General features: G+C 39.4%; 15 protein-coding genes. 5 read left to right on the top strand and 10 right to left on the bottom strand.

What is annotated here, in order from left to right; translation table 11 throughout:
• The first annotated feature begins 352 nt into the window (after positions 1–352).
• The 5 genes from R2800_07775 (at position 353) to R2800_07795 (ending at position 4875) form a co-directional block, all read left to right on the top strand.
• A complete protein-coding gene (locus tag R2800_07775) occupies positions 353–895 on the top strand; it encodes a hypothetical protein (protein MEZ5016936.1) in 543 nt (180 codons plus the stop codon).
• Between the two features lie 481 nt (positions 896–1376).
• Positions 1377–2315: a malate dehydrogenase gene (gene mdh, locus R2800_07780; protein MEZ5016937.1), complete on the top strand. Its 939-nt coding sequence runs from the start codon at positions 1377–1379 to the stop codon at positions 2313–2315.
• A gap of 78 nt (positions 2316–2393) precedes the next feature.
• Positions 2394–2828, top strand: coding sequence for a DUF1330 domain-containing protein (locus R2800_07785; protein MEZ5016938.1), 435 nt, complete (start codon positions 2394–2396; stop codon positions 2826–2828).
• A 66-nt stretch (positions 2829–2894) separates the two neighbouring features.
• Entirely contained in the window at positions 2895–3887 is a 993-nt protein-coding gene (locus R2800_07790; protein ID MEZ5016939.1) for a T9SS type A sorting domain-containing protein, read from the top strand.
• 10 nt (positions 3888–3897) lie between these two features.
• Positions 3898–4875 carry a T9SS type A sorting domain-containing protein gene (locus tag R2800_07795; protein ID MEZ5016940.1) on the top strand — a complete coding sequence of 326 codons (978 nt, stop codon included), beginning with the start codon at positions 3898–3900 and terminating at the stop codon, positions 4873–4875.
• A 1-nt stretch (position 4876) separates the two neighbouring features.
• Here the strand turns inward: R2800_07795 and R2800_07800 are convergent, their stop codons facing one another.
• The 10 genes from R2800_07800 to R2800_07845 all read right to left on the bottom strand — a co-directional run bounded on the left by R2800_07800 (position 4877) and on the right by R2800_07845 (position 13330).
• Complete coding sequence (locus tag R2800_07800; protein ID MEZ5016941.1) at positions 4877–5131, bottom strand: hypothetical protein; 255 nt, start codon at positions 5129–5131, stop codon at positions 4877–4879.
• A gap of 219 nt (positions 5132–5350) precedes the next feature.
• On the bottom strand, positions 5351–6319 hold the full coding sequence (locus tag R2800_07805; protein MEZ5016942.1) for a DUF5777 family beta-barrel protein: 969 nt from the start codon (positions 6317–6319) through the stop codon (positions 5351–5353).
• Between the two features lie 30 nt (positions 6320–6349).
• The gene (locus R2800_07810; protein ID MEZ5016943.1) at positions 6350–6895 is read right to left on the bottom strand and encodes a YceI family protein; all 546 of its coding nucleotides are present in this window, start codon (positions 6893–6895) and stop codon (positions 6350–6352) included.
• A 16-nt stretch (positions 6896–6911) separates the two neighbouring features.
• Positions 6912–7286 (bottom strand): hypothetical protein, encoded by a 375-nt coding sequence (locus R2800_07815; GenBank protein MEZ5016944.1) that lies wholly within the window; start codon positions 7284–7286, stop codon positions 6912–6914.
• 92 nt (positions 7287–7378) lie between these two features.
• On the bottom strand, positions 7379–8110 hold the full coding sequence (locus tag R2800_07820) for a c-type cytochrome domain-containing protein (GenBank protein ID MEZ5016945.1): 732 nt from the start codon (positions 8108–8110) through the stop codon (positions 7379–7381).
• A gap of 29 nt (positions 8111–8139) precedes the next feature.
• Positions 8140–8550 carry a c-type cytochrome domain-containing protein gene (locus R2800_07825; GenBank protein ID MEZ5016946.1) on the bottom strand — a complete coding sequence of 137 codons (411 nt, stop codon included), beginning with the start codon at positions 8548–8550 and terminating at the stop codon, positions 8140–8142.
• A gap of 32 nt (positions 8551–8582) precedes the next feature.
• On the bottom strand, positions 8583–8990 hold the full coding sequence (locus R2800_07830; GenBank protein ID MEZ5016947.1) for a hypothetical protein: 408 nt from the start codon (positions 8988–8990) through the stop codon (positions 8583–8585).
• Positions 8991–9146: 156 nt separating this feature from the next.
• Complete coding sequence (locus R2800_07835; protein ID MEZ5016948.1) at positions 9147–9917, bottom strand: LytTR family DNA-binding domain-containing protein; 771 nt, start codon at positions 9915–9917, stop codon at positions 9147–9149.
• On the bottom strand, positions 9914–12775 hold the full coding sequence (locus R2800_07840; GenBank protein MEZ5016949.1) for a histidine kinase: 2862 nt from the start codon (positions 12773–12775) through the stop codon (positions 9914–9916). The genes R2800_07835 and R2800_07840 overlap by 4 nt, the downstream gene beginning before the upstream one ends.
• Entirely contained in the window at positions 12776–13330 is a 555-nt protein-coding gene (locus R2800_07845) for a YceI family protein (protein MEZ5016950.1), read from the bottom strand.
• Positions 13331–13591 lie beyond the last annotated feature (261 nt).

A 13591-nucleotide genomic window follows, 5' to 3' on the forward strand; every position in this document is an offset into this window, starting at 1 on the left:
TTTATATGTTAAGAAACTGTAGATAAGCGATTTATGGCTGTATATAAACATATATCATATTCACTTTCCTATACTAGCCCCCTTATAAACATCTTAATTATCAGCATGTAAAACACTATAAGTAATTATAGAACAATGACATATAAGTAGAACCGATATTCAACATCCTATACACAACAATTTCATTCCTTCATGTTAATCGGGGGTTAACTATTAACAAAGCAGATGTTAGCGAGTTGCAAAACGGGCGTTAAGCACAAGGCATTTTTCGTGTTGAAGGTACTTCTTGCCCCAACTTTGTGTCAACAAACAAAAACACGATCAAATAAAACAAAAACAAAAAATGTCAAACATGAAAAAGATTATTTTATTCGCAATCGCAATTTTCTCTATTACTCTTGCCGCTAAAGCTGACAATGCTACTAACGGCGCCAACCAAACTGCAAAGCTAGCTCTAAGCAATGCTATCGAGATCAAGTTCTATTCTAACTATTATGGCGGTACTCAAACATTGACGTTCAACAATGTAAACGACTATGCTAATGGTAAGACCTCTGGATATCAGATACTTATCATTCGTTCTAATAAAGATTATAATGTAACTGTAAAGGCCAATGCTTCCAACTTTAGCTATAGCGGATCTACTAACCCTGCACCGGTAATGCCAATCTCAAAACTGAACGTAGCCAATTTCTACAACGGTACAGGTGGTACTGTTGCCAATACGTTCAACAACAACTATGCACCGCTAAGCAATGTAGACCAGCCTTTGATCAACAATGGCAAGAAAGGCAACTTCCGCTATTTCTTTACCCGCTATAAAGCGACACCAGGTTTTGCTTACCCTGCAGGTACTTATACGGCAGAGGTTATCTATACAGCTACTCAACAATAATTATTCATCAATTTCTTTTTTCAAATACACAATGACTAAGGGCTACCCAATGGGTAGCCCTTAGTATATAATTACATTCTTCCCTTTTATCAGAAAACATACAAATACCTTCCTACCCCCAAAAAAGGAGTAAAACAAAATGCCTTAACAAAAAGCCGAAACTATCTAGTGCGTAAACAAATAATAAGCTAAGATGAATGTGGCCAACCCAATTCCCGCTAGAATAGCAAATGCGAATGCCATAGCGACATACGTAATTGTACTGATGTTCCCCTTAATCATAAGAAGTCAAGTTTAAATAGTGAATATTGTGGGTATAACGGTTGACGCGTTATAAAAATAAGAAAATATTATGCCAATTATAACATTTTTAAATAATATTTGGCAGAATAAAAGAGATTCCATTTTTCTCACATCTGCTTATTGTATATCTTTGCACCGATTTTTTAAATTATTTCATTAGATAATAAACTATTCAGAAATGAAAGTAACCGTAGTAGGTGCAGGTGCAGTAGGCGCAACATGTGCTGACAATATTGCCCGTAAAGAGCTGGTTGAAGAACTAGTATTAGTAGATATTAAAGAAGGCTATGCTGAAGGTAAAGCCCTTGACATTTCACAAACAGCTTCGTTATTAGGCTTTGATACTCGTGTTATCGGTAGTACTAATGACTACACTAAAACTGCAGGATCTGATGTGTGTGTGATCACTTCAGGTATCCCTCGTAAGCCGGGTATGACTCGTGAAGAGCTTATCGGTACTAATGCTAAGATCGTTGAAACGGTTGCTAAAAACTTATTAGAACATTCTCCAAATACCATCATCATTGTTATCTCTAACCCAATGGATACAATGACTTACCTAGCACTTAAAGCTACTGGTCTTCCTAAGAACCGCATCATAGGTATGGGTGGTATCTTAGATAGCGCACGTTTCAAGCGTAATCTTGTGGGTGCTCTAGAGTGCTCTCCAAACGACCTACAGGGTACTGTTATCGGTGGTCATGGTGATACTACTATGATACCGCTTACTCGCCTGGCTACACTAGCTGGTGTTCCTGTATCTAAATACCTTACTGCTGAGCAACTAGAGCAAATAGCTGCTGACACTATGGTAGGTGGTGCTACTTTAACTAAACTATTAGGTACTTCTGCTTGGTATGCACCGGGTGCTGCGGGAGCTGCATTGGTAGAAGCTATCATCCGCGACGAGAAGAAGATATTCCCTTGTTGTGTAGCGCTTGATGGCGAGTATGGTCAAAAAGACATTTGCCTTGGCGTACCAGTAGTAGTAGGTAAAACAGGTTGGGAGAAGATCATCGATTATAACCTAACTGAAGACGAGCAAGCTAAATTTGACGCATCTGCAGAGGCAGTTCGTAAAATGAATAGTGTACTAGACACTATGGTGAACGCTTAAGTCTTACAAAGTTCTTAATATTGTAACGCCTCGCTTTTTTAGCGGGGCGTTTTCTTTATACCAAACAAATACAACTAAATGAAAACAACCTATTTGGACGTAACACAAGAGCAAGGCAAAGCATTTTTCATGCGACAAATAAAAGGCCCTGTCGTGATGCTGAACCTGCTGAAATATAAAGACATTGCCGACTATAGCACTGTACCCGATATAGCTCCTTACAGAACTATAAGCGGTGCTGAAGCCTACCAACTCTATATAGACCATACACTCCCCTTCTTAAAAGAAGCTGGCAGCGAAGTACTATTCTGGGGCAAGGGTGGCGATTTTGTGATAGGCCCTACAGATGAGCACTGGGATGCAGTAATGCTGGTAAAACACGCCAGTGTAGAACGCTTTATGGCCTTTGCACAAGACCCTGAATACCTGAAAGGTGCAGGACACAGAACCGCAGCATTGGCAGACTCTCGGCTACTCCCCATAGAGCAGCTGAGCGAACTAAAAACCCAATAGCGTTTTACCCTTCCATGACAACAGACGATAGTTATTATTTGTAGATTTATAGAAAGCCACCACCCTATGAAAAACCTGTTAACTATACTCTTATTTCTCTTAGCTACCAACAGTCAAGCGCAATATAGTTATAATCCCATGCCTTTTGACAATGGTATATGGAGCTGTAAAGCTGTGGATGACTGGCCTAGGTTTAGCACTAATATTTATAGCTATCACTTAATTACTAATGGTGATGATACCATAGCGAATGGCATAAAATATTACAAAGTATATCATAGAGACTCATATTTTCCTAAAATCCATAATTATAATAATCTCATTGATATTGCCAGAAAAACAGATGTATGTATTGGAGGCATAAGAGAAGATACTTCCAACCGCATTATATACTATCGAAACTTTTTCCATCAAAGCTATTCCACTACATACAGTGATTCATTTGAAAGAGCAATTTATAACTTCAATCAAATAGAAGGCGACACCATACCAATAACTACTCACGACACTTCCTTTTCAGCTAATGCCTACTATAGAAAATATGTAATAAAAAAAGTTGATACGGTAACTATTAATGGAAAAATGAGAAAGCGTTTCCATATTTACAATGCAAATGACACTGCAACAAACAAACAAATAAACGTAGGTATGATTGAAGGTATTGGCAGTATGGGAGGTCTACTAACTGACCTCAATTTTTACCATCACCTTTTCAAGTATTTTGTCTGTCTAAATAATGGTAACTATACATACCACCATGACACTTTTTATAAATGTTTCTACATACATCCTTACGGTACACCTGTTGGCATAAATGAGTTGACAACACAGACTATCAACATCTACCCCAACCCTACAATAGATAAAATAACTATAGAAACGCCTGTAAGCACACACATAATTGTGTATAATAGTACTGGCAAAATAGTGGCTACCAAAACAAGTAAAACAACTAAAGAAACTATAGACCTACAAGAGCTACCTAACGGGCTCTACATCATCAACCTGCACAATGAACAGTTGGGAATAGACCAACGTAAGAAATTAATGAAGCTGTAAAAACTTCCTTATGAAACACTTATTAGCCTTACTACTTTTAACTTTTGCTATCAACAGTCAAGCACAGTATACTTATCATCCCTTTCCTGTAGACAGTGCTATATGGACTTATTACTCATGGGGACAATATACTAGTGGCCCTTTTTGGAAAAGCAATAGACATATTATTATTAAAAATAAGGATACTACGATTAAGGGAACCCAGTATAAAGTATTATTTCACAGGAGTGCACGCTCTCTTTTTTACTTACCTAGCTCAAATAACGATACACCTATATCAAGTATATCTTACTACCCAGACCTCCCTTATGGTGCAATAAGGGAAGACAATAAAAAGATTTATGCAATTAGGTATTCTCAATCTTGGGATACTGTTGAAAGAGTAATTTATGACTTTAACCTTGTAGCAGGCGACACATTACCTGCTTTTGTTTATGTAGATAACCCATGGCCTCCTAATAATCATGCTACTCACTATATTATAGACCATATAGACACAGTAACATTAGGTGGCAAAACAAGAAAACGGTTTGTAGCCTTTGGGTATGATAGTGGCACGCTTGACTATAAAGATTCCGCTATAGTAACTGAAGGCATTGGCAGCGACAAAGGGCTATTTTATTACAACCATTTTTTCAGGGGAGGAACTAGGTTTCGATGCCATTCGGCACCAGGTCTTTTTTATGGTGTTGATACACCATGTGTCTATACTCATGAATATGGTACACCAACAAGTATTCCTACTACAAATACGAAAGTTGGGACCGACATCTATCCCAACCCTACAATAGATAAAACAACTATAGAAGCGCCTATAGGAACGCACATAATTGTGTATAATAGTACTGGCAAAATAGTGGCTACCAAAACAAGTAAGACGACCAAAGAAACGATAGACCTACAAGAGCTACCTAGCGGGCTGTACATCATCAACCTGTACAACGAACAGTTGGGAATAGATCAACGTAAAAAGATTATGAAACTGTAAACTATTCGGCTTTACCCTCTTCTTTGTTTTTCTTTTCTACAGCGTCGTCAAGAAAGAGCAGATATTCCTCATCGGGGATAGTTTGGCTCACCATTACGTAATCGAAAGCAGTAGGCATATCAAAACCTGCCTCTATGGTTACAATGTAGCGATAGCGCTGCTGCATAGGTATGGCGGGCAACAGATGCATCCAACGCTGAAACGCATCCCCTGTAGCCGACTTTATCGCTTTTTCAAATTCCTTGTATTGCAACATAGCATTTTGCCTATCAGTGCAATATACAATTAAACACCCATTTGTTAATAGCTCGTTAACGACAAGACGAAAAGTCAATTACACAATAATACGACTAAAAATTGTTATTTATTGATTGAGTATATAAGAAAAACAAAGGCATAAAATAAGGGCCATAGCTAATAGCTACAGCCCTTTCAAGGTTTACACCTTATGAAAATTAATACACCCAATACAAAGTTACCAAATTTTATTGCGGGAATCTTCAAATCCCTTTGGTCTTACTATTGTGAATACTCTTGAAATATTAAATCCGAAATGGATACCACCATTACCCCAATCGTTAATTGCTTGACCAATGAAAGCACGCTCTGTCATTGCAATAGCGTTAGAGAACATCAGCTGGAATACGTGACCACCGGTTTCTATATCTATACCCACACCTAAAGAATTGCGCATGCCGCTTAGTTGTAAGCTAGGAATGGTATAGTAGTACTCCACGTTAAGTGCAATACGGTTGGACACCTTTAGGCGACCACCACCACCTATAGCTACTACATCATTCGGGTCAGCCTTTGTTGGCACTAGGTTGTAGTGTATATGTGTTGGCATTAGCTGTACCGATATTGATTTGCTCAACTTCCTAGCCACCAATATTTGGTTAGCAAAGTACATTCTATTACTGAAGTGGTATTCTTGCCCGGCAGGCAAAGTTGGCTTTGGTAAAGACTGAATAGATGTAGCCCCTACATAGCTAAGGCTTACAGGCATACCCTTACCATCTACCTGACGTAGTAGCTTCACCTTTACAAAACCATCGTATTCCTTATGGTAAGTATTACGACCAAAACCTACAGTCAACCAATCGGTAACACCATAATCAAAACCTATTCTTGTGTTGGCATTATCCAAACCAAAGAAGGTACTAGCCCCTCCATTGATCTGCCCGAAGCGGTGTGATACTCTAAAGTCTAAAACCCCTTTACTCGTGTTCTCTATACTATGACCATTTACCAGTCTTGTAGTTTTGAACGTTGAGGTTGTATACCTTTTCTTTTTCACAGCGCCTTCATCCAGCATTGCCATCAGATCATCACTATCGCTGCTTTCTTTTTCTGTCTCTGTTTTAACAGGTATTTGCGCAACTGCAGTAGTAGCAGCAAATGACCATGTAAGAGCTGTTAGTAATATAGAATAAACTATTCGCATAATGTAAAATGTGGTTGTTGTATTGATCTATTACTTTTTCTTGTGAATACTATTTACGGTAACTTCTATTTCCTTAGCAATTTTGTTTTTAGCTATGCCAGGTATTTTTATTTCATAATCTTCTGTAGCTACATTGAACTTTGCTTCGGTTGTCACCTCACTACCCTTCACTGTTATAGTTGCAGGCACACGCACATCTTTAGTAACACCATGTATGGTCATTTTCCCAACGGTATGCACCTCATACTTTCCATCCTTATCGAAGTTGACATTCTGAATATCAGAAACAGTGCCCTTGTATAACGCCTTAGGATATTTATCACTCTCCATATAGCTTTCGTTAAAGTGCTCCTGCATCAGTGCGTTCTCAAATTTAAAACTCTTTATAGCCAGCTGAAAAACAAACTCACCATTTTCGGCATTAAGAATGCTAGCCACTTCGTTATTGAAAGCTTCAATATTCTCTATAGGTGTACCTGAGAAGAAAGAAATTTTCCCGGTACGTGTCATATACTTCTGCGCATAAAGAGTATTAACTCCCAATGCCATTATTGTTATTAATAGTAGTTTTTTCATTTGTGTAGTTTTTTATTTAGTCATTCTTGGCTCCTGCATTTACCCAAGCCTTTATCTTCGCTATAGTGCAGTCGTCTAGTTTAGACATCCCTTGAGGCATTTGAGAAAAGCCTGCCTGATGCATAATAGTCCCTAACAGTCTATTATTATTTACAGATGTCATTGCACCTGAATAAGACGAAAAATCATAATTGGAAGACCTTGTTGTTTTATCGTGACAACCTGAAACCGCACAATATTGATTAAATATCGGCTGTATTACAGCGGCATAGCCTACGTTGGTTGTATCACATCCACCTCCTACACCAGTCGACGGATATAATTCTTCCTCATTATCATAATAGCAGCTAGCTAACCCCAGTACACATAAAAACAAAAAAAGCTTTTTCATAAATATTAATAGTTGTTATTAATTAGTTATACAAATTATAAAATAATAATGTATCTGCAAGAATGATACTTGGTTAAAAAATATATTAATTACTAGTTATTCAATAGTCCATTTTCAATCCACCTTTCTATTTGTCTTATTTCACAATCGCTCAGCTTTCCTCCTTGTGGCATTGGCGAATACCCTGTTTGGTGTTTGATAGAGCCAAGCAACAAACCTGACTGTGCATATGTTTTTACATTAGCATAGTTGTCTAGCACTATACCTTTGGATGCAGAGGCGCCACTATGGCAACCCACACAACGAGCACTTAAAGTAGTAGCCACAGCCCCCGAATAGGTATAGATATTGGTATCACATTTACTCACACAGTTAGTAGAGTTCTCGGCACCTTCATTTATCCACCTGCGTATCAATGCTATTTGTGCAGCAGTAAGTGGTGCTTCTGGCGGAGGCGGCATTATCTTATCCGCTCTGTCTTCGATGATCTTTTGATACAGCTCGGTTGCAGCTGCATTGCCCTTTACAAAGCCTTTGGAGGTGATGCTGTTGTAATCAGTGAACTGATAACCTTCTGCCCTTGTTACAGCATCGTGACAACCACTCTGCGTGCAATTGGTAATAAAGATGGGCAAGATATCCCTTTCGAAACAGAGGGCGGTATCAGCGGGGTTATTTCCATTCCCGTTTCCGTTTCCATTCCCGTTATTCCCCGTACCATTGGTACTATTGGTAGTGGGTTGAACTTCCGTTTTGTGTTGGCAACCGTACAATACAATAAATGAGAGCGATAAACATAGGAGCAAGAAACTATACTTTTTCATCTGTTATATTATTTGGTTAGTTGTTTGTCTTAGTTATCAGGGGCACCTGTGTTTATCCAATCTCTGACCAGCTCTTTCTGCTTAGGCAATAGAGGTGCTCCCGGAGGCATAAGCCTTGTAGGGTCGGTAGTAATGATAGTTTGATATATCTTGCTATCTTCTGCCTTTCCCTTTACTATCCCTTTGGCTACACTTGTCTCATAGCTACTGAATTCGTAGCCCGCCCTTTGGCTCGTGGTGTTGTGACAACCACCGGCAGAGGCACAGCTTGTCTGGAAGATGGGGAAAATATCCCCTCTAAACGACGGTGTATCCACTTGAGTATTTGTCGTATTTGTATCATAGTTTACAATTTTAGCTTCGTAAGCATCGTGCTTACAACTTGTAGTACCTATTATAAGCCAAACAAACAGTACGCCACATAGCGTTATCGTTTTCATAAAGTCATCTTGTTGAAGACTAATAATACTACTTATTGTGCTAATACACAATCTGTTAGCATCACATCTTCAAACAAGGAAAGTCCTGCACAAAAACCCTTTACCGTTATCTTATCTCCTTCCTTTACGGCCACTCCCTTATCTCTCATAGAGCATTGTACTGATGCTGTAGGGTCTTCTCCTCCTAGTATCACCAACAACTGCCCGTCTTGATTTTGATTAACCTCGTTTACCGTACCAGCAACTTCTATTACTTTATCCAAGTATTTTGCTTCCGCTTTCTTTTGGTCGGTAGAAAAATCGTTAGCTACTTGAGATACGGTAACCTCTATTCCTTTTATGTCCTCTGCTTTTTGATGTGGTTTATTCCACATAAAATAAGCAACACCACCGCCTACTACAGCTAGTAACAAGAGAACTATGATTATCTTTTTTAGCATTTTTAGTATTTGTATGAATTAAAAAATGGACATTGTCATACAAATGTAGACATGTCTTTTATAGCAGGCATTTCCAACACGACGAATCGGTATATAAGAAGGACGAATCGGAACAATGGTTAATACCTATATGAATTTACAGAAAAAAAAGGAAGGCTAAAGCTCTCCCGCCAGCCATTGCTTAAACCCTGCACTCCTTTCAGAGCTTACTATTGGCGGTTCTTTAACCGCAGGTTTAAGTGTCACGATAACTCTGGCTTTACTATACGCTTTCATATCATCAATGGCTTTAAGGCTGATGATATATTGCCTGTTGAGCCTAAAGAAATCTTCAGGATTTAGTACGGCATCCAATGCGTCCAGATTCTGATCTATAGGATAGGTTCTCCCTTCAGTGGTTCTGGCAAAGGTGGCTTTGTTCTCACTAAAGAAATAGGCTATATCTTCAGCAAGTATTGTTTTTATCGTATCACCAAAGCGTATCAAAAAACGCTTTTTATACCCTGCCGTAGGAGGCTGTGTTGTAGGTATAGTTGGTATTGTTTTAGTATCAGGCTCAACAGCAAACATCTTTTTAAAATCGCCTAGTTTGCTTAATGTTTCTTCTAGCGCTTCTTTCTTTATGGGCTTTAGCAAGTAACCGATACTTGCAGTTTTAAACGCATCAATAGCATATTCATCATAAGCTGTTGTGAACACTACAGGTGCATCAATAGTGGTACTATTAAGCAGATCGAATGCAGAGCCATCTGCCAAGTGTATGTCCATAAACACTACATCAGGTGCTTTGTTTTCCCTAAACCATTTTTGCGCACCACCTACACTATCGTGATGCGCCATAACAGTAACATCAGGCACTACTTCTGTTATTATTTTCAATAGTCTTTTGTAAGCAGGTTGCTCGTCTTCAATAATTACAATATTCATAATAATGGTAGTAATACAACAAATTCGTTTTCGTTCATTCCGTAGGTCATTCGCCTATCGGTAAGCAAGCTGTACCGCCTGCGTATATTGACCAGTCCCAAGCCTGCACCTTTTTCTTTACTCATTTTAGCTTGTAGCGTATTGCTCACTTTTATATACTCTTTATCGGCATCTATATTAATAATAAGGGGTTGGGCTTGTGATACTATATTGTGTTTAATAGCATTCTCTACCAACAACTGTAATGCCAGTGGCACAACCTTACCTTGCTGCTTTACCTCTTCCGATACGTTTACATTCAACTGTATGGCATCGCCAAAACGGCTTTTTTGGATGTACATATAATGACTTACTACTTCCAACTCGTCTTTTAAAGGCATCAGATCTTTGTCTTTGAAAGTGAGCATACTTCGATACATATCCGACAAGTGAACTGTATAATCCTGAGCCATATTCTTATCATCTTCTATCAGGCTTGATAGCGTATTCAAACTATTGAATAAGAAATGAGGGTTCACCTGACTCTTTAGATGTTCATACTCAAATAACATTCGCTCTCGCTCTAGCTTGGCCAGCTTTTGCAAGTTGCGTTCTCTAAGTTTTATATACGTATAAGAGATAGCCCATATCAAGGCTACTAGTAGTACAATAAACCAAACCTCTTTCCAGAAAGGTTTTTGAATAATGAATTTATACGACGCCGTTGCCGCATTTTCAAATGCAGTATTCATTGATGCTTGCACTAAAAACTCATACTCACCTGAAGATAATTGCGGAAAGGTAACCGACTGGTCACTGGTGTATATCCACATATCATTGTACCCGTTCAGCTTGTACCTATATATCACAGCTTCAGGATTGGCAAAAGAGATACCATCAAAGGAAAAACTGATATGATTATCACTGTTAACAAACTTTTCTTTACCAAAAGGCACATCGTTGAAGAACACACTAACCGAGGTGATGTTGACCTTTGGCGCGATAGTTTCGTCCTGTTCTATATTTCTAAACTTAAGTATGCCCTCTTCATACGGCACATACACATTGCCCTCTTTGTCTCTGGTGATCAAATTTAATACTCCTGAAAAACTATCTATACCAAAGCCCTGCCTTCTGCTATAGTGCTTAAATTCTTTACAGCGCGGATACCATTCATCTGCTCCTTTACCATTAATAATAACAACCTCACCAGTAGCATTGGTTGCCATTGCAGAGATACTCAGATCAGACAATCCGTTTTTCTTATCCTTCACACCCCATACTGTATCGTTATACACGAGCAAACCATCCTTTAGTGTGGCTGCCCAAATACAGCCCATAGCATCTTCTGTAATGCTATATACCACCTTGCTTTTCATCCCCTTCTCTTCCCCCCATCCATAGTATTTCTTACCATCATACATGGTTACACCTGCACCATCGGTAGCCATCCATACTCTTCCTTTTTTATCAGCAAAGAGCTCGTATATATAATCGCTACCAGTACCCGCTGCTTTATTGTGTAGCTTCACCAAGCTCATACTTGCAATACCTTTGGTTGGGTAGGTGAGCTCTTCTACCCCATGCAGCCCTGCTACCCATATTCTATCGTCAGTACCGGTAATGTCCAATACACTTTTGTTATTGAGTGGTGTAAGCGTATTTACCTTAGACACCCTACCATTGTTGTTTCTATAATACACCCCTTCTCCAAGTGTTCCCATCCACACGTTATTATGCATATCGGCATATAAAGAGCTAATGGACACAGGCGCTGTAAACTGCTCACTTTGCTTTCCATTTTTATCTATACTGTATAGTCGCTTACCCTGTGCATACCATATAGTATTATTCATATCACAGGTTATTGCAGCTACTTCTCCAAGTCTGTAAGGTGCACTTAGAGGAATATGCATTAGGTATGCTGCTGTTATCTCTTTGATACCTGTATTAGTAGCGCACCATATATTACCAGAGTGATCTCTAACCAGTCTTTTCAGTTTTTGTCCTCTGAAGTGTATGGGTTCTATCTCCAGCGCCACGCTATCTTTTATGGTAGCTTTTAGTAAATAGCCCGATGCTGTTGCCACCCAAGCTTCTGTTTTGTTGAGCGGCAGTATATCATTTACTGCTCCCCACTCCCATTTAGTATTTACACTTGGCGTCCATACTCCGTGGCTGATACTGCAATATAGTGCCAAGCCTCCCTCATGCGTGCCTATCCAGCTCCAACACATATTAGGTATGGGGCGTACAGTACGTACAATATTATCGGGCAACCCTGAGGATGTGGTGATCTTTGCAATACCCAACTTACCATCTTGAAATATCAACTCGTTGATACCTCTGTCGGTTGCAGCCATGATGCGGTTGGGTGCTGTAGCAAGAACGGTATATACAAAATCATCGGACAGGCCATCTTTGGTCGTAAAGGCAGTAACCGTATCTCCTATTATTCGCCTCAGTCCTTCACCTTCAGTACACAGCCATATACTATCTTTTGCCTGTATGTATATATTGGTAATGGGCGTAACAGGAGCTTTGTCTTTTAGATCTATAGTAGTAAGCCTGCCATGTACTACTTCTGCCAGCACACCATTCTTATACCCCACCCATACTTTTTCTTCGTGATTGGCCAATGCAGTCACAGGTTCTTTTATAGGGGTGGGGATGGGCACAAAATCTTTTCCGTTGTAGCGGAATAACCCTTCATCTGTTCCCAGCCACATATATCCGGTATGCTCGTCTTGTAGTAATGCATTTACCTTTACTACCGTATTGCTTTCGTTAAGCCAATGATCTTTAGCAAAAGGCAACTGTGCCACCATAGGGTGTGCTATCAATAAGGCTGCAATAAAAACGATTAGTCGTTTCACCATTTAAGATTGTCGGGGTTGCAATGTAGCAGCAACAAACACGTTGATCTCCGTAGCAAGCTTCTCGTATACCACACGTGGTATCTTTATACTATGGTCTATAAGTGGTACGGTAAATTCGGAGGTCACCTCCATTCTACCGTCTTTCATCGTCACTATTACGTACAAAATACGCTCCTGCTCTACACCATGTATGCTCAGCTTGCCTTTGGCACGCAGTTTATGCTTTCCATTGGCTAATAAATCTACATCTTCTACTATCTTTCCGGTGAAGGTAGCGATAGGATACTGCTCCGATTCCATATAGTTCTCGTTGAAATGATCACGCTGAAGAGGATTGTTAAACCCCAGAAACGTGCCTATTTCTACCCTGAAAGCGAAACGTTTTTCCTTCACATCTACCACACCTTGCAGTTTGTCAGAAGATGCCTTAATTAATTCCTGTTGCGTATTGGAGAAAAAGCGTACGGTTCCTGCTGTGGTTTCGTAGACCTGCTGCGCGGCAACAGGCATAGCCCCCAACAAAAAAACCAGTACTATAAGCAAACGGCAAAACATAGCAACTATGAAAGTACGGCATTATACCCAAATGTAAAAGCCCCGCTCTCGAGCGGGGCTTTGGCTTTCATGGTGTTAGGAGGAAAATGTCTTTGTTGTTATTCAACAAAAATAAAGAAATTACTACTTAAAAAATGAGGGTGTTTTCACCCAATTTTATTGAAAACATTGATGTTTCTACAACTATTTCCGCAACAAATAAGCCCCGCACAAGGCGAGGCTTATCTATGATATTTTGTGGAAAACACTATAAGCTTATAG

It is taken from the genome of Flavipsychrobacter sp. (genome assembly GCA_041392855.1).
GTDB lineage: Bacteria > Bacteroidota > Bacteroidia > Chitinophagales > Chitinophagaceae > UBA5543.

What these genes read in the sequence shown, in the direction of transcription:
- R2800_07775 (MEZ5016936.1), top strand. Translation starts at nt 353, where the DNA reads ATGAAAAAGATTATTTTATTCGCAATCGCAATTTTCTCTATTACTCTT.
- mdh (MEZ5016937.1), top strand. Translation starts at nt 1,377, where the DNA reads ATGAAAGTAACCGTAGTAGGTGCAGGTGCAGTAGGCGCAACATGTGCT.
- R2800_07785 (MEZ5016938.1), top strand. Translation starts at nt 2,394, where the DNA reads ATGAAAACAACCTATTTGGACGTAACACAAGAGCAAGGCAAAGCATTT.
- R2800_07790 (MEZ5016939.1), top strand. Translation starts at nt 2,895, where the DNA reads ATGAAAAACCTGTTAACTATACTCTTATTTCTCTTAGCTACCAACAGT.
- R2800_07795 (MEZ5016940.1), top strand. Translation starts at nt 3,898, where the DNA reads ATGAAACACTTATTAGCCTTACTACTTTTAACTTTTGCTATCAACAGT.
- R2800_07800 (MEZ5016941.1), bottom strand. Translation starts at nt 5,131, where the DNA reads ATGTTGCAATACAAGGAATTTGAAAAAGCGATAAAGTCGGCTACAGGG.
- R2800_07805 (MEZ5016942.1), bottom strand. Translation starts at nt 6,319, where the DNA reads ATGCGAATAGTTTATTCTATATTACTAACAGCTCTTACATGGTCATTT.
- R2800_07810 (MEZ5016943.1), bottom strand. Translation starts at nt 6,895, where the DNA reads ATGAAAAAACTACTATTAATAACAATAATGGCATTGGGAGTTAATACT.
- R2800_07815 (MEZ5016944.1), bottom strand. Translation starts at nt 7,286, where the DNA reads ATGAAAAAGCTTTTTTTGTTTTTATGTGTACTGGGGTTAGCTAGCTGC.
- R2800_07820 (MEZ5016945.1), bottom strand. Translation starts at nt 8,110, where the DNA reads ATGAAAAAGTATAGTTTCTTGCTCCTATGTTTATCGCTCTCATTTATT.
- R2800_07825 (MEZ5016946.1), bottom strand. Translation starts at nt 8,550, where the DNA reads ATGAAAACGATAACGCTATGTGGCGTACTGTTTGTTTGGCTTATAATA.
- R2800_07830 (MEZ5016947.1), bottom strand. Translation starts at nt 8,990, where the DNA reads ATGCTAAAAAAGATAATCATAGTTCTCTTGTTACTAGCTGTAGTAGGC.
- R2800_07835 (MEZ5016948.1), bottom strand. Translation starts at nt 9,917, where the DNA reads ATGAATATTGTAATTATTGAAGACGAGCAACCTGCTTACAAAAGACTA.
- R2800_07840 (MEZ5016949.1), bottom strand. Translation starts at nt 12,775, where the DNA reads ATGGTGAAACGACTAATCGTTTTTATTGCAGCCTTATTGATAGCACAC.
- R2800_07845 (MEZ5016950.1), bottom strand. Translation starts at nt 13,330, where the DNA reads ATGTTTTGCCGTTTGCTTATAGTACTGGTTTTTTTGTTGGGGGCTATG.